The 19,464-nt window shown below is 37.3% G+C and carries 17 protein-coding genes; 5 read left to right on the top strand and 12 right to left on the bottom strand.

The genetic code is table 11. From position 1 onward, the window contains the following. Positions 1-1,716 carry an ABC transporter substrate-binding protein gene (locus HV560_RS07355; RefSeq protein WP_176812546.1) on the bottom strand — a complete coding sequence of 572 codons (1,716 nt, stop codon included), beginning with the start codon at positions 1,714-1,716 and terminating at the stop codon, positions 1-3. Beyond that, positions 1,700-2,662 (bottom strand): sigma 54-interacting transcriptional regulator, encoded by a 963-nt coding sequence (locus tag HV560_RS07350; protein ID WP_176808396.1) that lies wholly within the window; start codon positions 2,660-2,662, stop codon positions 1,700-1,702. The genes HV560_RS07355 and HV560_RS07350 overlap by 17 nt, the downstream gene beginning before the upstream one ends. A 207-nt stretch (positions 2,663-2,869) precedes the next feature. Here HV560_RS07350 and lpcA point away from each other — a divergent pair, with 207 nt between their 5' ends. Then, entirely contained in the window at positions 2,870-3,454 is a 585-nt protein-coding gene (lpcA, locus tag HV560_RS07345; RefSeq protein WP_176809021.1) for a D-sedoheptulose 7-phosphate isomerase, read from the top strand. A gap of 32 nt (positions 3,455-3,486) precedes the next feature. Here lpcA and HV560_RS07340 read toward each other — a convergent pair whose 3' ends face one another. From HV560_RS07340 to recJ, 8 genes are all read right to left on the bottom strand, one after another. Beyond that, entirely contained in the window at positions 3,487-3,942 is a 456-nt protein-coding gene (locus tag HV560_RS07340; protein ID WP_176808395.1) for a YcgN family cysteine cluster protein, read from the bottom strand. A gap of 1 nt (position 3,943) precedes the next feature. Continuing rightward, entirely contained in the window at positions 3,944-4,264 is a 321-nt protein-coding gene (locus tag HV560_RS07335; protein WP_159629840.1) for a YbjQ family protein, read from the bottom strand. Further along, complete coding sequence (rdgB, locus tag HV560_RS07330) at positions 4,264-4,860, bottom strand: RdgB/HAM1 family non-canonical purine NTP pyrophosphatase (RefSeq protein WP_176808394.1); 597 nt, start codon at positions 4,858-4,860, stop codon at positions 4,264-4,266. The genes HV560_RS07335 and rdgB overlap by 1 nt, the downstream gene beginning before the upstream one ends. 43 nt (positions 4,861-4,903) lie before the next feature. After that, a complete protein-coding gene (locus HV560_RS07325) occupies positions 4,904-5,422 on the bottom strand; it encodes a GNAT family N-acetyltransferase (RefSeq protein ID WP_176812545.1) in 519 nt (172 codons plus the stop codon). Positions 5,423-5,466: 44 nt separating this feature from the next. Beyond that, complete coding sequence (gene narQ, locus HV560_RS07320) at positions 5,467-7,158, bottom strand: nitrate/nitrite two-component system sensor histidine kinase NarQ (RefSeq protein WP_176812544.1); 1,692 nt, start codon at positions 7,156-7,158, stop codon at positions 5,467-5,469. Between the two features lie 3 nt (positions 7,159-7,161). Then, positions 7,162-7,980 carry a pyridoxal phosphatase gene (locus tag HV560_RS07315; protein WP_176812543.1) on the bottom strand — a complete coding sequence of 273 codons (819 nt, stop codon included), beginning with the start codon at positions 7,978-7,980 and terminating at the stop codon, positions 7,162-7,164. A gap of 94 nt (positions 7,981-8,074) precedes the next feature. Continuing rightward, complete coding sequence (locus tag HV560_RS07310) at positions 8,075-8,929, bottom strand: OmpA family protein (protein WP_176812848.1); 855 nt, start codon at positions 8,927-8,929, stop codon at positions 8,075-8,077. Between the two features lie 127 nt (positions 8,930-9,056). Further along, positions 9,057-10,778: a single-stranded-DNA-specific exonuclease RecJ gene (gene recJ, locus HV560_RS07305; RefSeq protein WP_176812542.1), complete on the bottom strand. Its 1,722-nt coding sequence runs from the start codon at positions 10,776-10,778 to the stop codon at positions 9,057-9,059. A 205-nt stretch (positions 10,779-10,983) separates the two neighbouring features. On the opposite strand from recJ, the gene HV560_RS07300 reads away from it, so the two are divergent. Then, the gene (locus tag HV560_RS07300; protein WP_176812541.1) at positions 10,984-11,901 is read left to right on the top strand and encodes a HupA family protein; all 918 of its coding nucleotides are present in this window, start codon (positions 10,984-10,986) and stop codon (positions 11,899-11,901) included. 66 nt (positions 11,902-11,967) lie between these two features. Here HV560_RS07300 and dsbC read toward each other — a convergent pair whose 3' ends face one another. Beyond that, on the bottom strand, positions 11,968-12,651 hold the full coding sequence (gene dsbC, locus HV560_RS07295) for a bifunctional protein-disulfide isomerase/oxidoreductase DsbC (protein ID WP_176808388.1): 684 nt from the start codon (positions 12,649-12,651) through the stop codon (positions 11,968-11,970). 9 nt (positions 12,652-12,660) lie between these two features. Beyond that, positions 12,661-14,175 (bottom strand): murein DD-endopeptidase MepM, encoded by a 1,515-nt coding sequence (gene mepM / locus HV560_RS07290; RefSeq protein WP_420371375.1) that lies wholly within the window; start codon positions 14,173-14,175, stop codon positions 12,661-12,663. Positions 14,176-14,321: 146 nt separating this feature from the next. Between mepM and znuC the strand changes: the two genes are divergently transcribed. The 3 genes from znuC (at position 14,322) to odhB (ending at position 19,446) form a co-directional block, all read left to right on the top strand. Beyond that, complete coding sequence (znuC, locus tag HV560_RS07285; RefSeq protein WP_176809947.1) at positions 14,322-15,137, top strand: zinc ABC transporter ATP-binding protein ZnuC; 816 nt, start codon at positions 14,322-14,324, stop codon at positions 15,135-15,137. Positions 15,138-15,293: 156 nt separating this feature from the next. Continuing rightward, a complete protein-coding gene (gene sucA / locus HV560_RS07280; RefSeq protein WP_176812540.1) occupies positions 15,294-18,104 on the top strand; it encodes a 2-oxoglutarate dehydrogenase E1 component in 2,811 nt (936 codons plus the stop codon). 112 nt (positions 18,105-18,216) lie between these two features. Next, entirely contained in the window at positions 18,217-19,446 is a 1,230-nt protein-coding gene (gene odhB / locus HV560_RS07275; protein ID WP_176812539.1) for a 2-oxoglutarate dehydrogenase complex dihydrolipoyllysine-residue succinyltransferase, read from the top strand. Positions 19,447-19,464 lie beyond the last annotated feature (18 nt).

The raw sequence follows: 19,464 nt of genomic DNA, 5'->3' as shown, positions 1-19,464 counted from the left end.
TTAATTCCCTTTTCTATTCTCCGAACTTAAACGCAGTTCAGATAATTTAACCTGCCCCAAAGGCGAAATTTCCGCCTGTTGAATACCATTTTTTATCACTAATACACGATTTGCATTAACTAATGGCAAAATTGGCAACTGTTCTTCTAATAAATTTTGTGCAAATTCATACAATAAGTTAGATGATGCTGAATCATTACTTAAGCGAGCAGTCTCTAGCCAGAAATTAAAGTCTTCATTACACCAATTCGATAAATTAGTTACCGTCTCTGCTGTTTTACAACTTAATAATGCTTCTAGAAAATGATTCGGATCTAGATTATTTGCCAGCCAGCCGCCTAAAATTAAATCATAATCGGCTGTTTTATTTTCAAGCTGTTGCACTAAATACGCACGGCTGACTTTGCGAATATCTACCGCTAAATGTTTAGCGGCTAAATCTGATCGAATCATCTCTGCCATTTTAATTGGGTGTGGATTATACACTCGTTTTTCATCAATGACCCACAAGATCAAGCGGTCTATATTTGCAAAATTTTTACCTTTTTTGACCGCTTGTTCACTGTGCTTTAAAGCATCATAAGAATAGCTCTCTTTATTCTTTTCTGCCCATAAAGCGGTGGGCAATACATTATCAGCCACTTCACCCATATTATAAAATAATTTCTCAGCAATTCGTTGTCGATTGATACTAGCGGCAATCTGTTGGCGTAGTGCAAGATTTTTCCCAATTTCTTTTTGCATATTAAAGGCTAAATAAACTAAATTTGCCCCTTTATTCTCAATCAGCTGCTGGTCAGTTAAAACCACGCGTTGGCTTGGCTCTGGAAAAGCCACCACATCACACTCATTATTTAAAAATTTAGCCATTCTTCCCGTCGCTTCGGTGGAAAAATCAACAATCATATTTTCAATATAGGCTTTCTTGCCCCAATAATTAGGATTCGGTTTTAATCTAACATAGTTATTATTTTCGTAACTGTCGAGTTGATAAACACCTGTTCCAACAGGCAAAAGATCGAGCTGAACCAAATTTTCATCTGCATTAAGCTGTAGTGCATATTCTTTAGACAAAATGACCGCATATTGGCTGGCTAAATGAGCTAATAACGAAGAATCTGGCTTAGTTAATGCTATCTGCACAATATGATTTGAAGGCGAGCTGATATGAGCAATTTTATTCACTAAATCCACACTCTCAAAATAAGGAAAATAAATTTGACTTGTTGCTTTTTGGTAAACATAGCTTTGGCGTTGATGATTCAATGCACGCTCTGTCACAATCTCCACTTCAGGTAGATCCCCTTCTTTCCCAATCATTCTATTAAGCGAGAAAACAACGTCTTCTGCATTTAACGTACGCGTAGGAGTAAACCATTTAGTCGTATGAAAAGCCACATTTTTTCTTAAATGCAAAGTGATGATTAATCCATCATCACTAATTGAATAACTCTCGGCTAATGCTGCCTCAAGGCGATTTTTCTTTGAATTAAATTCAAATAATTTATCGTAGATCTGTTCGGTCACCACGTTCATATTTGAGCTTACATCTGATTTTTGTGGGTTAAATGACAGCCCCGACGAAGTCGTGCAATAAACCAAACTATTTGCCTGCAATTCTTTAGGAATGCTCGGTGCAGCATAAGCATTTGAATTTAGACAGAGACTTGCAAAAATCATTGAAAAAATGACCGCTAGTTTATTCATCTTTAACATTTCCGTTTTTGGTTAAGCCATACTGACGCAATTTATTAGCGACCGCTGTATGTGAAAGCCCTAGGCGTTTCGCTAATTTTCGTGTGCTTGGGTACGCTAAATAGAATTTTTGCAGCAAATGTGCCTCATATTGTCCCATCATTTCTTCAAGGGTTGCATTTTCAAGAGAGACTTCATTTTCTTCTACCTTATCATCAGGCAAATTTAAATCTTTTACCGCTAATTGATAACCCTGTGCAAGTGTACAAGCTCGGTAAATAGCATTATAAAATTCACGCAAATTACCCGGCCAGTGATAACACTGTAACGCTTGCAAGAAAGCATTATCATATTCTAATTTACTCACGCCAAGCCGTTTGCTCTCTTGAGTAATAAAATAATCGGCTAATAAAGGAATATCTTCTTTACGCTCACGCAGCGGTGGTAAATTTAGTGTTAAGACGTTTAATCTATGATAGAGATCTTCCCTAACTTTACCAGCTAAAACAAGCTGAGATAACGGCTTTTGCGAGGTACAAATCACTCTCACATCAACATTGACTTCCTGATCTTCTCCTACTCGTCTAAACGAACCATCATTTAAAAAACGGAGTAATTTTGCCTGCATTTCAAGGGATAATTCCGAAATAGAATCAAGCAGCACTGTACCGCCGTGAGCATATTCAAAAAAACCAATTGAATCAGAATCACCACCACGATGCCCAAACATCTCCGTTTCTGCTTCTTCTTCGGGCAGCCCTGCACAATTTACCGCAATAAATTTTTGCGTTCTACGCGTGCTAAAATGATGACAAGCTTTCGCAAATAGATCTTTTCCTGTACCCGTTTCACCTTGAATAAGTAATGGTGCATTAAGATTGGCAAATTTCTGAGCTTGAGAAATCACTTCTTTAATTTTTATTGATTTCCCAATAATCTTCTCAAAGCATTCTAGCTGGGCTGTCATATATTTTCCTATCGTAGCAAGTTTGATAAGCAAATCATACCGCTATTTTTTAATTTTGGAAACTTTTGTTTACAATTTTCTTTACAATAAGAATGCGATTATTTGATCTAAGCTAATTTACAAGATTGATTTGATCTTCTAAACTTATCGCACTTTTAACCGATCAAGCGGTCAAAAAAGAGAATTTTTTTGCAAAAGGAGCAAATGATGTATTTAGAACAAATTAAAGCAGAGCTTCAAGAAGCAGCCGATGTGTTAGACAAATTTATGCTTGATGAAAACAACATTAAGCTCATTGAAGAAGCAGCTTTACTGATTGCTAATAGTTTTAAACAAGGCGGAAAAGTAATTTCTTGCGGTAACGGGGGCTCTCACTGTGATGCTATGCACTTTGCCGAAGAATTAACAGGTCGTTATCGTGAAAATCGCCCTGGCTATCCTGCAATTGCGATTTCTGATGTAAGCCATTTAAGCTGTGTCAGTAACGACTTTGGTTATGAGTTTGTGTTCTCTCGCTATTTGGAAGCCGTTGGGCAAACAGGCGATGTGTTATTTGGGTTATCAACTTCAGGCAACTCTAAAAATGTATTAAATGCAATTAAAGTAGCCAAAGAGAAAGGAATCAAGGTTATTGCGATGACAGGCAAAGATGGCGGTCAAATGGAGGGGCTCGCCGACGTGGAAATTCGCGTACCTCATTTCCGTTATGCCGATCGCATTCAAGAAATCCATATTAAAGTCATTCATATTTTAATGATGCTCATTGAATTTGAAATGGCAAAAGCTGAATAAACAAAGCAAAAGGCGTTTTTAAACGCCTTTTATCAAACCTCATCAATCACAAATTCAAACCAATCAATTACCTCTTTTTCGTGAATGCCATTAGCAATTAATATACCTGCATTTTTTACCGAATTAGGATCTTTTGAGATCAGCGGATGCCAATCATACAAAGGCTTCCCTTCATATAATAAGCGATAGGCACAAGTTTTCGGCAACCAGCCAAAATCAGGTAAATTCTTTTTGGTCAACTTGGTACAATCAGACTCAATGATGAAACGATTTGAGTAATTCGTGCAGCGTCCTGTATTTACATCTAATAAATTACAGGCTACCGATGTGTAATAAAGTTGCTCTCGTTTACCCCGACCTTGAATATATTTACGATAGCAACATTTACCACACCCATCGCACAGTGCTTCCCACTCTGCCTCATTCATCTCCAGTAGTGATTTTTCTTGCCAGAAATAAGGTGTTAATGTTTGTTGATGAGATGACATACTAGCGAAGCACAACCGCAGTACCTGTTGCTACCACGATGAACATACCTTTATCACCGCCCATAGATTGGTATTCCATTGAAACACCAACCACGGCATTCGCCCCTACTTTCTTTGCTTCTTTTTCTAACTCGGCTAATGCCTGCTGACGCGAACTATTCAATTTGCTTTCATAAGCACCTGCACGTCCACCAATAATATCGGTAATACCGGCTAAAAAATCACGAATAAAATTCGCACCAGATACTACCTCACCAAATACTAAGCCTTTATATTCAATGATTTGCTTACCTTCAATAGTTGGCGTTGTTGTAATGATCATTATTTATTTCCTCTTAATTGCTGTTGTAAATGCGCTAAAGCAATAGCACGATGTGAAATTGCTTTTTTCTCTTGAGTTTCTAATTCCGCAAAGCTCCGATTTTTAGGCGGAAAGAAAAAGAGTGAATCATAACCAAACCCATTCTTACCTCTTTCCTCTGTTAAAATTTCTCCAACACATTCACCCAATGCAATGTAAGGCGTTGGATCAGTTTCATGTTTTAAAAATACAATACAGCTCACAAATTTCGCTAAGCGATTGTCCTTATCCGACATCACTGTTAATAATTTTTTACGATTATCCGCATCAGTTGCTTGCTCGCCAGCATAGCGAGAAGAATATAAACCAGGCTCACCATCTAATGCTTCCACTGATAAACCTGAATCATCTGCAATTGCTGGAAGCCCTGTGATTTTAGAGGCAAATCTGGCTTTAATTAACGCATTTTCGACAAAAGTTAATCCCGTTTCTTCAGGCGTTTCAATACCAAATTCACTTTGTGCGATCACCTCAAAACCAAATTCAGCTAACACGTCCGCCATCTCTTTGACTTTACCTAAATTGCTAGTAGCAAGTACAACTTTTATTTTTTCCATTTTATTCTCTTGATGTGATATTTGTAGCCTCAAGCTGATACATCTATACAATCCCTTTTTGGTAAGACATCATCAGTAAAGTTCGCCATTTATCATTACCCTGCTCATCTTTCCCCATATTGGCAATATTTGGAAAGCATCCCCACTGTTCAAAACCATATTTTTTCATTAGATTTTGGCTAACTGTATTCAGTTCAAACACATACGCCATTAAAGTATGAATATTATGATTTAGCATTTCTGCCTGCATAAACTCAATAATTTTTGAGCCATAACCTTTACCTTTTGATTTTTCATCTAAATAGATACTGATTTCGGAAGTATGCACAAAAGCAGACCTCTCGTAAAATGGAGAAAAACTAAACCAGCCAGCCACACCTGTTTCATCTTCTACAACCCAAATCGGGTATTGCTTGCTTTGAAGATGAAAATCAAACCATTTTCGGCGATTTTCCGTAGTCGCAAACACTAAATCTGCAGTAATTTGCCAGGTTGGAATCGCCTGATTGTAGATATCTAAGATAATTTCAAAATCCGCTTCTATTGCTTTTCGGATCTGCATTTTATTTCCTTTTTAGCTCTTATTTGTAAATTTTTAGTAAAAAATCACCGCTTGCTTATCATATTCGGTAGTAAGATTTGCACTTTCACACCTCCATCTTCTAGATTTTGAATGGAAAACTCGGCCTTCAATTCAGCAGCTCGTTCCTGCATAATAGTTAATCCATAATGACCTTCAATCTGCGTCTTTTCAGGTAAGCTTTTACCATTATTTTGAATAATCAGACAAGGCTCACCATCATCATTCGATTCAGCAATGACACTAATTTCAGTAGCATCAGCGTGTTTAATCGCATTAATTACCGCTTCCCGCACAATTTGCAATACGTGAACTTGCTGCTGGGCATTAAACATATGCGATGGTAATTTACAGCTTAAGCGAATTTGGGCAGACGTTTTCGGTCTTAAGCTTTCGACAATTTTTTCTAACGCTTGTTGTAAATTTGCCTCTTGAATAGTCAATCTAAAGGTTGAAAGCAGTTCTCTAAGCTGGCTATAAGCATCATTTAATGCACTTTCAAATTTTACTAATATTTCATTACGTTTTTCATCGGTTTTTGCTAATTTAAGTAAGCTTACTTGAATTTTAAAAAAAGTCAGCGATTGGGCTAAGGAATCATGTAATTCACGGGCAATAATCGCCCGCTCCTCCATTAGTACTAGTTGCTGCTGTTGTTTTTGCATTTGTACGACATAAAGGCTATTTCCAATCATCTCTGAAACGTTTTGGATCAATCGCTCATCGGGGCAAGCAAGTGATGGCTGCCAGCGTAAAATGCCAATTTTTTCATTTTTAATCGCAATTTCACATACCTGCCACTCAACCTTCTGACTGCCGCCAATCTTCACATTCCAATCATCTGCTCCATACACTTGTAACTCAATGCCTAGTAGATGTTCATTATCAAACACTGTTTTCACCACTTGATCTAGCACCGCTTTACTAATCGGCTTTGTTGTTAATAACTGGGAGCATTGATACAGTACCAATAGCGAACGATTTACAGCAAGTAAACGGCGAGTTTTGTCCTGCACCTTATCTTCTAGTGAAGTGTATAGTTTTAACAATTCACTCGACATTGCAGTAAAAGTGGAAGAAAGTATGCCTAATTCGTTAAGCTCATTGACTGCCAATTTTATGTGGTCAAAATCCTTATTTTGAATTTGCCAACTCGCTTTTACTAATTGTTTAAGCGGTGTGATGATACTTTTACGAGTGTACCACACGCCAATATAAGCAAGGGCGATAATCAGTAGCATTGCTATTGCAATCACGCCTGTAGCAATTTTTAATTTAAGTTCCGCAAACTCTTGTAAACGGAGTACAAAATCATCAACTTGTTTAACGTATTCATCAATATGAACCGCGTAGCTCACTCGATCATTTTGATTTACATAAGATTGCATTGCATACCACTCTTTTAATAATTGCTGATAACTTTGGATTACGTTATCAGGCAATAAAAAGCTCTGTTTCAGCGAGCTCAATTCAGTAGAATGCAAAGTACGATGGTACTCTAATAAACGCTCAGGTAGCACGTCTTGCTTGGTATCCATTTCAGATAATAAACGATAAGTTTGCATTCGAAGCGAGCCAGATACATTAATCAGGCTCGCATCCGATTTATTACTCCACATAATACCCAGCGAAATCGTACTAATAATAGAGGCAAATACGATCATTATCAGAAAATAAATGCCAATACGTCGCCCAATTGAGTCTTTCGGTTTAATCATAATTTATAGATTAAATTGCGTCTTTAATTCCTCAGAAATGCTATCTTCGTTATTAGAACCTATCATTTTCTTCGCTTTTTGCTGAACAGCCTCTTCTGCCCCCCCCATTGCAATTCCTAATCCAACAATGTCTAACATTGAGATATCATTAAAATTATCACCAAATGCGATGACTTTTTGTAGTTCAATACCTTCTGTTTTCAATAATTCTGCCAACTTTTTCCCTTTACTATTGCCGACATTGGTAATATCCACACGATCTACCCAAGACCATTCAGGGCTAACTTGATCAAGCGGTAATTTTTCAACAAATTTTTGCATTTTAGTTAAATCTGGATCGCTGATTAATACTTTCCAAACGGTTAATCCTTTATCAATTTCTTGTTGGAACTTCTCAACTTGATAAACATTCGGGCGAACAGCTTCTGGACAAGATTCCACCCACTTTTGAAATTTTTCAAAATGAATATTCTGGGTTTCATAAGTCATCGCATCTTCAAAATAAACGGCCGTATGAATACCTTGAGCTTGTGCATCATTAATTAGTTTAGACGCAACTTCTGCTGGTAACGGATTACCAATAAGTGCTTTTTCATTTTTAAAATCATAAACATAAGTACCATTACAGCAAACTACAGGTGTGTCTAAGTCAAGTTCAACATAATATGGGCGAACAGCAGTATGATGCCTGCCTGTTACAAAATAAACTTTTATGCCCTTCTCTCTTATCTGTTTAATTGCCTGTTTACTTGATTCTAAAATCGTAGCATTTGATGAAAGTAAGGTTCCATCTAAATCAAAAGCGACAGCTTGGTAATTCATAGCATTCTCCTGAAAAAATAGTAGATAAGAAAAAAGAAAAGACAACCATTCTGGCTGCCTTTATATTTTACTCTAAGTTAGTTAAAACTAGAAATTATTTACCACTATTATATGCTGGTGTTTGGTAAAGTGGTGCTGGACCATTAGGACCTGCTACATTACCACTCTCATTTTGTTTAAGTACACCACCGTTTGCGGAAATTTCTACACGACGATTAGGACGCAAACAATCTTTTTCTGCTTGGCTTGCATAAGCATAACCCTCACAAGGTTTAATTTGGTTTGCCTTACCATAACCTACAGCGTCAATGTGAGCATTAATACCTTGTTGAATTAAACGTTCTTTAACCGCATTAGAACGGCGTTGCGATAAATCTAAGTTGTATTGTTCAGAACCTAAACGGTCTGTGTAACCTGCAACTTTGATTTTTTGTGCACCCGTCGCCTTTAATTGCTGTGCTATATTATCAATGACTTCTGTACCTTTATTCGTTAAGGTTGCTTTATCGAAATCAAATAAATAGTCGCCAGTTAAACTGAATGATGCGTTACCATTACAACCATTTGGATACCAGAAGAAGCTTTGTGCGTCCATATTTTTGTCAAATAAAATTTTGAATTGACACATTTTATGCACACCATTTTCACGATAGTTAAAAACATAATCCCATTCACGCACACCATACAAGCCTTCTTCAAAGTGAGGGCGACCAATTAGATTATATAATTGATCTTTGTTCATCCCTTTTTCAATTTGGCGAACATTTTCCCAATTTGGCCATGAACCAAATTGAGAACCATCGTGGTTGAATTTAGATGCTGGAATTTTTGGAAATACCGGATTTTCAGTTGTTCCTTCATCGCTCACTTTGCTTAAGTTACCACAGGCTGCAACCGCTAGTGCAACACTTGATAATAAAAACATACGGAAAATATTTGTTTTTTCCATTTTCATATTAAGTTCCTTATTTAACTTATTTAAAAACGCTTTAATAATTTATTTATACATAAACGATATATTTACAACAATTCTACAATACAACGATAATGAATTCATTAAATTTTACGTAAAGTCATTAAATATAACGCATATATTCAACCTTTAATTGTAACCTTTTGCTATCTCTGAATTCATTTATATCTAATTTATACACAAATTTCGCCTTTTTAGCCGACAAATCTGGAAATAAACTTACCTCAACATGAAACCAAATTGCCTCTAATAATTGTCCTTTTTCCGATTGTAAAATCAACTTCAAATGCTTACCTGCCAATAATTTTTGTTGCAAAATACTAAATTCGCCTTCAAAACTTGGCTCTGGGAAATGTTGCCCCCAAGGTCCTGCACAACGAAACATTTCCGCATTTGCAATAGTGAAATCCTCTTCTGCAAGCTCTCCATCAGTATAAATAATGCCTTGTAATTGTTCTGGTTCTAAAATTTCATTAATGGTTTGATCAAAAACTTGTTTAAAGGTGTTTAATTGAGTTTGGTGAATTGTCAAACCTGCCGCCATTGCGTGTCCACCAAATTTAGTGATTAACGCTGGATATTGCATATTAATATGTTCCAACACATCTCGCATATGCAAGCCCGAAATAGAACGGGCAGAACCTTTTAAACATTCACTATTTTCACTTTCTTGTGCAAATACAATAACTGGACGATGAAATTGATCTTTAATGCGAGAAGCAAGAATACCAATTACACCTTGGTGCCAATCTGCTTGATATAACACAATACCGTGGGCTTGTTGAGATTGAGACAAACTTGGCAAGTTTGCACAAATTGCTAAGGCTTCAGTTTTCATCTCTTGTTCAAACTCTTTTCGAGTTTGATTAAGGGAATCTAGCTCAAAAGCAAGCTGACGAGCTATATCCATATTGTTACAAATTAGCAACTCAACGCCTAAAGACATATTCTCAAGCCTGCCCGCGGCATTCAGTCTTGGGGCAATCACAAAACCTAAATCTGAGGCTTGTAAGGTTAAAAGCTCACGCTTACTCACTTCCGCTAATGCTTTTATCCCCAAACGGCAATGACCAGAACGGATTCTTTGAAGCCCTTGATATACTAAAATTCGATTATTTTGGTCAAGCGGTACAACATCCGCTACCGTGCCTAAAGCAACTAAATCTAAAAGCTCTGCAAAATTTGGTTCTACTTTATTATGAAAATATTTTTGCTCTCGCATTCTAGCGCGAAGCGCCATCATCACATAAAAAATAACGCCAACACCCGCCAACGATTTGGAAGGAAAGGTACAAAATGGTAAATTGGGATTGATCATTGCATCAGCAATAGGTAATGCTTCAGGCGGTAAATGGTGATCGGTAATCAGAACTTGAATATCATTCTGTTTCAGTAATTCAACGCCTTCAAACGAAGAAATACCATTATCCACAGTTAAAACTAAATCAGCCCCCTTTGCTATAACAATTTCTGCAACCGCAATGCTTAAACCATAACCTTGTGAAAAACGATCTGGAATCAAGTACTCAACCTGTTCAAAACCGAGCTGTCTTAGTGCAATAATTGCCAGTGCTGTGCTAGTTGCTCCATCAGCATCGAAATCGCCCACAATCACAATTCGGCTTTGTTTATCAAACGCATTAATTAATAAATCAACTGCTTGTTCAATATTGGCAAGCTGTTGTGGTCTGTGTAAATGTTGGAGATGATGCTCTAACTCTTTCGTTGTTTTTATGCCTCGACTTTGATAAATCCGATTTAATAGCGTATTTTCAGATAAGGTTTTAGTCGTTAATAAAGGACGCTTTTTAATTAATTTTTCCACAATACTCTTCTTTTTTTAGAATAACAAGCGGTCTGATTTTGCATAAATTTTGCAATAATTCAACCTTTTCAAGAAAATTAATCATTCAATCACTGCCACCTCAAACTATCTATTGATTTTTATCATTTTTAGTCTATTATCTTACACCGAAATGTATAGGATATGATCCACTTTTTATATACATAGTTTATTTAAGGAGTAATTAATGAAAATATTGAATAAATTTACCCTCACCTTGCTATCTACGATGATTTTAACCGCTTGTAGCAGCGGTGGCGGTGGCAGTTCAGGCAATCAACAAAAAGAACACGTATTAGTGCCATCGAAAAATGCAGTAGCTCCCCCTGCTAAAAAAGCAGAAAATAATATTAAACCCAAAGCTGAAAAACCAACTATTGAGCAACCTAAAACTGAACCTAATCCAATAAAACCGAACGATAAAAATGAAAAACCGTTAACTAAGGCAGCTATTTTCAATACGTTAAGCCGTAACGGAGGTAGTTTTGAATCAGGGCAATGGATTTCACTAAAACTTGATGATAATGGGAAAATTCAAATGCTCCCATTACACAAAAAAATGATAGTTAGCTCCCAAGAAGTAACAGAATTATTTGACCAATCAGGGCAATTCCTTGGCTATGTCGGCTATGCGTCATTTACTCACACTAAGCCAAATATCAATAACGTAGGTGATGAAATCGTGACACATTACACTTTTCCGATGTTAGAAATGGATCAGTCACAAAAAGCACGTCCAACTCATAATATCAACTATGAGGGATCTTTCTTTTATTACTATAAAAATCAACCTGTTACAGCACTAAAAGGAGATGTGAAAGCCTCTTATCGTGAAGAAGATAAGCGGCTATTTATGGAACTATTCGGAAAAAATAAAGAACATTTCGAGTTAAAAGAAAAGCCAAATGAAGCAGGTGTAACAGTATCAGAAAAAGGTGATGTTTTTGGTCGGCTATATGATAATAGATCGGCTAACGCCACATTCAATGGTGCCATATATGGTAAAAATGGGGAAGTTCTAGCTGGAACATTAGATTACGATGATCATAATGATAAAGATAATAGCTGGAAAGGCACTGTAGGAGCAAAAGCTAAAAATCCTTAAAAATCAATACAAGCGGTCTGAATTTGCAATATTTTTACAAAATCTAACCGCTTGTATTATTTGTTATTATTGCTCAAGCATTTTAATAAGCTCTTTCGGCTCAACATAGCCACCAATTAATTCACCTTCTGAGGTAACCATACTTGGTGTGCCTGTTACACCAAACTTGATTCCTAATTGGTAATGTTTTTTGACAATATCTGGCGTCTTTAACTGAGTTGGTAAATTTCCGTTCTCAGCATTATTTAATGCTGTTATTTTATCTTTAGCCGTCCAAATCGCTTCCATTTGTTTTGCCGTTTGGCTATTCATACCACCTCGAGGAAATGCTAAATACCGAATAGTAATTCCTAACTCATTGTATTCTTTTATTCTTTCGTGTAATAAGTGGCAATAATGGCACGTAATATCCATAAATACGGTAATCACGTGCTTTTCATTTTTTGCTGGATAAATAATCATTTCATTAGTATAAGCATTTAGCTCTGCAAGTAATTCTTGATTGGTAATATCAACCACCTTGCCATTTTTCAATTCAAAAACCTTGCCCTGAATCACATAACGTCCGTCTTGGCTAATATAAATAATGCCTTCATTTGACGTTGCCATTTTAAAACCAGCTAACGGCGAATCAGAAATTTTCACCTCTGTTGCCCCTATCTGTTCTAACTGTTTTTTTAAGTTTGCATCAGAGGCAAAAACTGATGCTGATAAAAACATTAATCCGAGTGCAATTGCATTTTTTTTCATTAGATGTCCTTACATTTTTAGTTTTGCTATCACATTCTTGGCTTTATTTAAGAATGCTTGGCGTTCTTTGTTGCTCATACCTAAACTTGACCCTGGTAATTTTACCGTCATTGGATTGACGGGTCGCCCATTAATATGAAACTCATAGTGTAAATGAGGTCCTGTGGAACCTCCTGAATTGCCAGATAAAGCTATACGCTCACCTTTTTTCACTCTTTGCCCTGGCTTTACCAACGCTTTACTTAAGTGCATATAAACAGTGGAAATATGGCCGTGTTTAATTTTGATATAACGTCCTGCTCCTCTGGCTTGATATGCTACACGCTCAACTACTCCATCACTAGGTGCAATAATTGGTGTACCTATTGGAATACCATAATCTACCCCTTTATGCGGACTAATAAGGCGAGTGATTGGATGTCTACGTGTTAGGTTAAATGAAGAAGTCACTCTTGCTGCATATAATAATGGATGTCGAGCAAATCCACCACTTAACGTTTCACCATAGCGACTATAATATCGTCCATTATCCGCTTGGATTGCATAATAACTTTTTTTGCCACTAATTACGAGGATACCTTCTACATTACCTAAATCGGTTACTTTTCCGTTTATATATTCACGCTTAATTAAAATAGCAAATTTATCCTTTTTTTTCAGTTTATTCGTCGCAATCTGTGATTGTAATCCAACCGCTAATTGGTTAATTTGACGACCAGAAAGCCCTACTGCTTTCAAACTAGCCGTGAAACTATTTTGAATCGTGCCACGTACAACATCTTGCTTCCATTCACCTTTTTTATTAAATTTTTGATAAGTAAATTTGCCATTTGCTTGCCGTTCATAAACACGCTCTTCTTTCTCTGAAACTAACCAGTTTAGATATTCCAACTCGCCGTCTTTATCCAACACCCAGTAAAATTGTTGTCCTGATTCTAATTGAGCTAATGATGAATATTGTTTAATCAAATCGCTGGCAACTGAAGCATCCAGCCCTGATTGCTCTAATACATGTCTTAGTTTATCACCTACTGCCACCGTATAACTAAATTGATTTTGAATTCTTAATGCCTGATCTGCCACATCAACAATATCTTCTAATACTTTTTCTGCTTCTGCAGGGAGTTCTTCTGTATCAAGACTATTTACTGTATCAACCCGCTCTTCAACTTCGTCATCTTCATTTGTTAAGTCATCTTCATAAGATGTCGCACTTTGATCCTCAACAAGCACGTCCTTTCCCAGTATAGAAAGAGTAAATTGGGTGATTACCTCTGTAATATGCCAAACAAAACTCGTATTGTGATCAACATTGCGCTTTTGTGGAGGAATATGGGTATGAGGTTCATTTTGATGAGCCAAAACCACTACATTTTCTCGTGTAGCCATCGTACTTATTGCAGATTGCTCTTTTAATGTGAGAACAATACCAACAAGCAAACTAAAGACAGCTAATAAAAAAACCATTATTTTTAAGTGTTTCTTACGCTGTTTACGATCTCTTGCTAAAATTACATACTGCAAACTATCTCTCTCTTTATTAAATTATTTACTAAAATTTACATAATTTCCTAATAGACTATCTTACTAAGAAAAAATTCATTTATTCTATTGTCATCAAGTAAAAAATCCGCTACTTTTATTTCAGTGTCCTTAAATTTTTTATCGTAATGAAAATTAATCAACTAATACCTAGCCTAAATGCCACAAAAATTGCCTTAACTAAACAACATCAGCCTTTGGTCTCATTACATGATATAGAGGTCGTATTTAACAATCAGAAAGCTTTACACAATATCAATTTATCTATTTACCCTAACTCCATTACAACAATTGTTGGACCAAATGGCGGCGGTAAATCAACCTTACTCAAAGTATTGCTAAAATTAATTACCCCAACTAAAGGCAAAGTCGTTCACCATAAAGACTTAAAAATTGGCTATGTGCCACAAAAACTGCATTTAGATCCGTCTATGCCTATAACGGTGAGTCATTTTCTTGGTCTCAAACCGCATACTAATAAAGCGATGATTGAAGAAGCATTGTCTATGTTTGCTATCCACCATTTAGCGCAAAACAGTATGCAGAAATTGTCTGGCGGAGAGCTACAACGTGTTTTACTTGCCCGAGCTATCTTAAATAAACCTCAATTATTAGTATTAGATGAGCCAATGCAAGGGGTAGATATTACAGGGCAAACTGAACTCTATCAACTATTAAATCAGACCCGCTCTTGGCTAAATTGTGCTATTTTAATAGTTTCGCACGATTTAAATATTGTAATGGCAAATACGGATGAAGTACTTTGCGTGAATAAACACATCTGCTGCCAAGGCACACCAGAAGTGATTACTCATGATCCTAGTTTCATTCATTTCTTTGGCGATCAATTTGCTCGAAATGTCGCATTTTATTCACACCGCCATAATCACCACCATAATCTACACGGCGATGTTTGTTTAGACGAATGTCAGTGTAAATATTAAAGTTTTATTCTGTTTAGTATTTGTAAAATTTTTGCTAAAAATAACCGCTTATAAATCAACAATTATATAAAAATCAGACTTATATCACATTTTATTTACTTTATTTCAAGTATAATAGCACTATGATTCAACACGCTAAAATTAGGTTAGGTCTTTATGCAATATAAAAATTTTGATGATTGGATTACTTCATCGCCTCTAGGTGGTACAAACCAATCTTATGTCGAAGAAATTTATGAACAGTATTTAGAAAATCCAGCAAGCGTTGATGAAAGCTGGAGATGCATTTTTGACTCATTTCCCAACATTCCTCATATTGAACAGCCTCATTCTAAAGTGCGTGACTACTTCCGTAAATTAGTACGCGAACAACAACCTCAATCTGTAACAGTTATTGATCCAGAAGCTGGTGCGAAGCAAGTTCGTTTACTGCAATGGATTAATGCCCACCGCTTTCGTGGTTATTTAGAAGCCAAACTCGATCCACTTGGCTATTATCGCTGGAAAACCTCTAGTGTGCCTGAATTGGATTACAAGTATCACGGATTCACAGATGAAGAACTCAATGAAACCTTTACTGTTGGTCGCTATGTGTATGATAAAGATACAATGAAACTAAGCGAACTCAATGATGCGTTAAAAGAAACTTATTTAGGCTCAATTGGCTTAGAATTTATGCACGTTCAAGATATTGAACAACGTAACTGGCTACAAACAAAAATGGAGAGCGTATTAAATAAACCTCTTTCCACAAAAAAAGAAAAACTGAATTTATTAAGTGAATTAACCGCAGCAGATGGCTTAGAACGTTACTTAGGGGCGAAATTCCCTGGAGCTAAGCGCTTCTCTTTAGAAGGAAGTGACGCCTTTATTCCGATGATGAAAGAGATCATTCGTCACGCCTCTCGCCAAGGAATGACAGATGTCGTTGTAGGTATGGCTCATCGTGGTCGTTTAAATATGTTAGTGAACGTATTTGGTAAACGCCCTGCAGAATTATTTGATGAATTTGCAGGTAAACACACTGATGAGAGCCGTACTGGCGATGTGAAGTACCATCAAGGTTTCTCTTCAAATTTTGCTGTAGATGATAAAAACGTTCACCTCACCTTAGCGTTCAACCCATCACATTTGGAGATCGTAAGTCCTGTAGTAATCGGTTCTGTTCGTGCAAGACAAGAGCGTATACGTGATACCGAGCACGAAAAAGTATTAGCAATTACTGTTCACGGTGATTCTGCAGTTACAGGACAAGGTGTTGTTCAAGAGACCTTAAATATGGCGAATGCCCGTGGTTATAAAGTAGGCGGCACTATTCGCATAGTGATTAATAATCAAATCGGCTTTACTACGTCTAATCCAAGCGATACTCGCTCAACAGAATTTTGTACTGATATCGCTAAAATGATTCAAGCCCCCATCATTCATGTAAATGGAGATGACCCAGAAGCGGTTGCATTCGCAGCAAGAATGGCGGTGGAATATCGTACTAAATTTAAACGTGATATTTTCATTGATTTAATTTCATATCGCCGTCACGGCCATAATGAAGCAGATGAGCCACTAGCCACTCAACCAATGATGTATGGCATTATAAAAAAACACCCAACACCGCGTAAAGTTTACGCTGATCGTTTAATCGCCGAAGGGGTATTAACCAGCGATCAAGAAATTGAAATGTTAAATCTTTATCGTGATGCCTTAGATAATGGTGAACGCGTAGTGCCTGAATGGCGTGAAATGGATATGGCTGCCGTAGATTGGTTACAATATCTCAACTATGATTGGACAGCACAATACGAAAGTAAATTTCCTAAAGCGCGTTTCTTAACGATTGCTAAACGAGTATGTGAGTATCCCGAATCATTAAAAGCCCACTCTCGCGTTGAAAAAATCTATGCCGATCGTAAAGAAATGTATGAAGGCAAAAAACTATTCGACTGGGGAATGGCTGAAACAATGGCGTATGCTACGTTACTTGATGAAGGCTCACACGTTCGCCTTTCTGGTGAAGATGCTGGGCGTGGCACATTCTTCCACCGCCACGCAGTAATCCATAATCAACAAGATGGTACAGGTTATGTTCCATTAACACAGTTACATGCAAATCAAGGGCGTTTCCAAGTGTGGGATTCGGTGCTTTCTGAAGAAGCGGTTCTTGCTTTTGAATATGGTTTTGCGACAACCGATCCGAAAACCTTAACAATTTGGGAAGCTCAATTTGGTGATTTTGCAAATGGTGCACAAATTGTTATCGACCAATTCATCAGCTCTGGTGAACAAAAATGGGGAAGAATGTGTGGTTTAGTCATGCTTCTTCCGCATGGTTATGAAGGTCAAGGACCTGAGCATTCTTCTGCTCGTATTGAGCGTTATTTACAACTTTGTGCACAACAAAATATCCAAGTTTGTGTGCCATCAACACCCGCTCAGGTTTACCATATGCTACGCCGCCAAGCAATTCGCAAAATGCGTCGTCCGTTGGTTGCCATTACACCTAAATCCTTGTTACGCCACCCACTTGCAGTATCGTCACTTGATGAACTGATTAATGGCTCATTCCAAAATGTGATTGGCGAGATTGATAACATCGAACCGAAACAAGTTAAACGTGTGGTGATGTGTTCGGGTAAAGTCTATTATGACTTAATTGAAAAACGCTGTGAGAATAACCAAACAGATGTTGCAATTATTCGAATTGAACAACTCTACCCATTCCCACTTGAAGAAATGAAACAAACTCTTGAACCTTACACACACATAAAAGATTTTGTCTGGTGTCAAGAAGAGCCATTAAATCAAGGTGCGTGGTATTGCAGTAAGCACAATTTTGAGGCCTCTATTCCAGAAGGTGCAAAATTAACTTACGCAGGCAGAGCGGCTTCAGCTTCTCCAGCGGTTGGCTATCCGTCACTGCACGCAAAACAGCAAAAACAACTTGTTGAAGATGCTTTAACGATAGCTTAATCAAATGAAAATGTCGCATAAAATACGCCTACAAGCGGTTAATTTTCAACAAAAATTTACACATTTGATTATAAGGTAGATTACATACCCTCTAAAGAAAAAGGATTATAAAATGACAATCGAAATTTTAACTCCAGACCTTCCTGAATCTGTCGCAGATGCAAGCGTAGCGATATGGCATAAAAAAGTGGGAGACAGCGTAAAACGTGATGAAATTCTAGTCGAAATCGAAACAGATAAAGTCGTTTTAGAAGTACCCGCTACCAATGACGGCGTACTGATTGAAATAACCCAACAACAAGGTGCAACCGTTATTTCAAAACAAATTTTAGGGAAATTAGAGACGGCTCAAGCAGGTGATATTAGCTCAGCCACCATTGAGCAAAAGACGGAAGCAACCCCATCAGATCGCAAATATGCCGCTATTGAAAATAGTCACGCAAACGCTGACGATCAAGGCCCAGCTATCCGTCGTTTATTAGCTGAACACGATTTACAAGCAACCGATATTCAAGGCAGTGGCGTAGGCGGAAGAATTACTCGTGAAGACATTGAAAAAGAGATTGCCAAACGCGTTCAACTCAACCAAGTAAAAGAATCAGCAACGAATCAAAATACCGTCAGCACGGTTGCTTTCAGCAGCCGCAGTGAAAAACGTGTACCAATGACTCGGCTACGCAAACGTATTGCGGAACGTTTACTTGAGGCAAAAAATACAACCGCAATGCTCACCACCTTCAACGAGTTAGATATGCAACCAATTATGAACTTGCGTAAAACCTATGGCGAAAAATTTGAAAAACAACATAGTGTACGCTTAGGATTTATGTCGTTCTATATCAAAGCCGTGGTTGAGGCGCTTAAACGCTACCCTGAAATCAATGCCTCTATTGATGGTGATGATGTGGTTTATCACAATTATTTCGATATAAGCATTGCAGTGTCAACGCCTCGTGGGCTAGTAACGCCCGTGCTACGGGATTGCGACAAAATGAGTATGGCTGAGATTGAGAAGAAAATTAAAGAGCTTGCGGAAAAAGGGCGTGATGGCAAATTAACGGTTGAAGACTTAACTGGCGGTAACTTCACCATTACCAATGGAGGTGTGTTTGGCTCATTAATGTCTACCCCAATTATCAATCCACCACAAAGTGCGATTTTAGGTATGCACGCAATTAAAGATCGCCCAGTAGCGATTGACGGACAAGTAGTAATCCGCCCGATGATGTACTTGGCTTTAAGCTACGATCACCGCTTAATTGATGGCAAAGAGTCTGTTGGTTTCTTAGTCACAGTAAAAGAATTACTGGAAGATCCAACTCGCTTATTACTAGAAATCTAATAAATTTGACCGCTTGTA

This window comes from Mannheimia pernigra (assembly GCF_013377995.1).
Classification (GTDB): domain Bacteria; phylum Pseudomonadota; class Gammaproteobacteria; order Enterobacterales; family Pasteurellaceae; genus Mannheimia; species Mannheimia pernigra.
The sequence above is the reverse complement of the archived record's forward strand: the minus strand, read 5'-3'. Positions and strand labels throughout refer to the sequence as shown.

Excerpts from the sequence above, each read along its gene's own strand:
- HV560_RS07355 (WP_176812546.1), bottom strand. The coding sequence starts at position 1,716 with ATGTTAAAGATGAATAAACTAGCGGTCATTTTTTCAATGATTTTTGCA.
- HV560_RS07350 (WP_176808396.1), bottom strand. The coding sequence starts at position 2,662 with ATGACAGCCCAGCTAGAATGCTTTGAGAAGATTATTGGGAAATCAATA.
- lpcA (WP_176809021.1), top strand. The coding sequence starts at position 2,870 with ATGTATTTAGAACAAATTAAAGCAGAGCTTCAAGAAGCAGCCGATGTG.
- HV560_RS07340 (WP_176808395.1), bottom strand. The coding sequence starts at position 3,942 with ATGTCATCTCATCAACAAACATTAACACCTTATTTCTGGCAAGAAAAA.
- HV560_RS07335 (WP_159629840.1), bottom strand. The coding sequence starts at position 4,264 with ATGATCATTACAACAACGCCAACTATTGAAGGTAAGCAAATCATTGAA.
- rdgB (WP_176808394.1), bottom strand. The coding sequence starts at position 4,860 with ATGGAAAAAATAAAAGTTGTACTTGCTACTAGCAATTTAGGTAAAGTC.
- HV560_RS07325 (WP_176812545.1), bottom strand. The coding sequence starts at position 5,422 with ATGCAGATCCGAAAAGCAATAGAAGCGGATTTTGAAATTATCTTAGAT.
- narQ (WP_176812544.1), bottom strand. The coding sequence starts at position 7,158 with ATGATTAAACCGAAAGACTCAATTGGGCGACGTATTGGCATTTATTTT.
- HV560_RS07315 (WP_176812543.1), bottom strand. The coding sequence starts at position 7,980 with ATGAATTACCAAGCTGTCGCTTTTGATTTAGATGGAACCTTACTTTCA.
- HV560_RS07310 (WP_176812848.1), bottom strand. The coding sequence starts at position 8,929 with ATGGAAAAAACAAATATTTTCCGTATGTTTTTATTATCAAGTGTTGCA.
- HV560_RS07300 (WP_176812541.1), top strand. The coding sequence starts at position 10,984 with ATGAAAATATTGAATAAATTTACCCTCACCTTGCTATCTACGATGATT.
- dsbC (WP_176808388.1), bottom strand. The coding sequence starts at position 12,651 with ATGAAAAAAAATGCAATTGCACTCGGATTAATGTTTTTATCAGCATCA.
- znuC (WP_176809947.1), top strand. The coding sequence starts at position 14,322 with ATGAAAATTAATCAACTAATACCTAGCCTAAATGCCACAAAAATTGCC.
- sucA (WP_176812540.1), top strand. The coding sequence starts at position 15,294 with ATGCAATATAAAAATTTTGATGATTGGATTACTTCATCGCCTCTAGGT.
- odhB (WP_176812539.1), top strand. The coding sequence starts at position 18,217 with ATGACAATCGAAATTTTAACTCCAGACCTTCCTGAATCTGTCGCAGAT.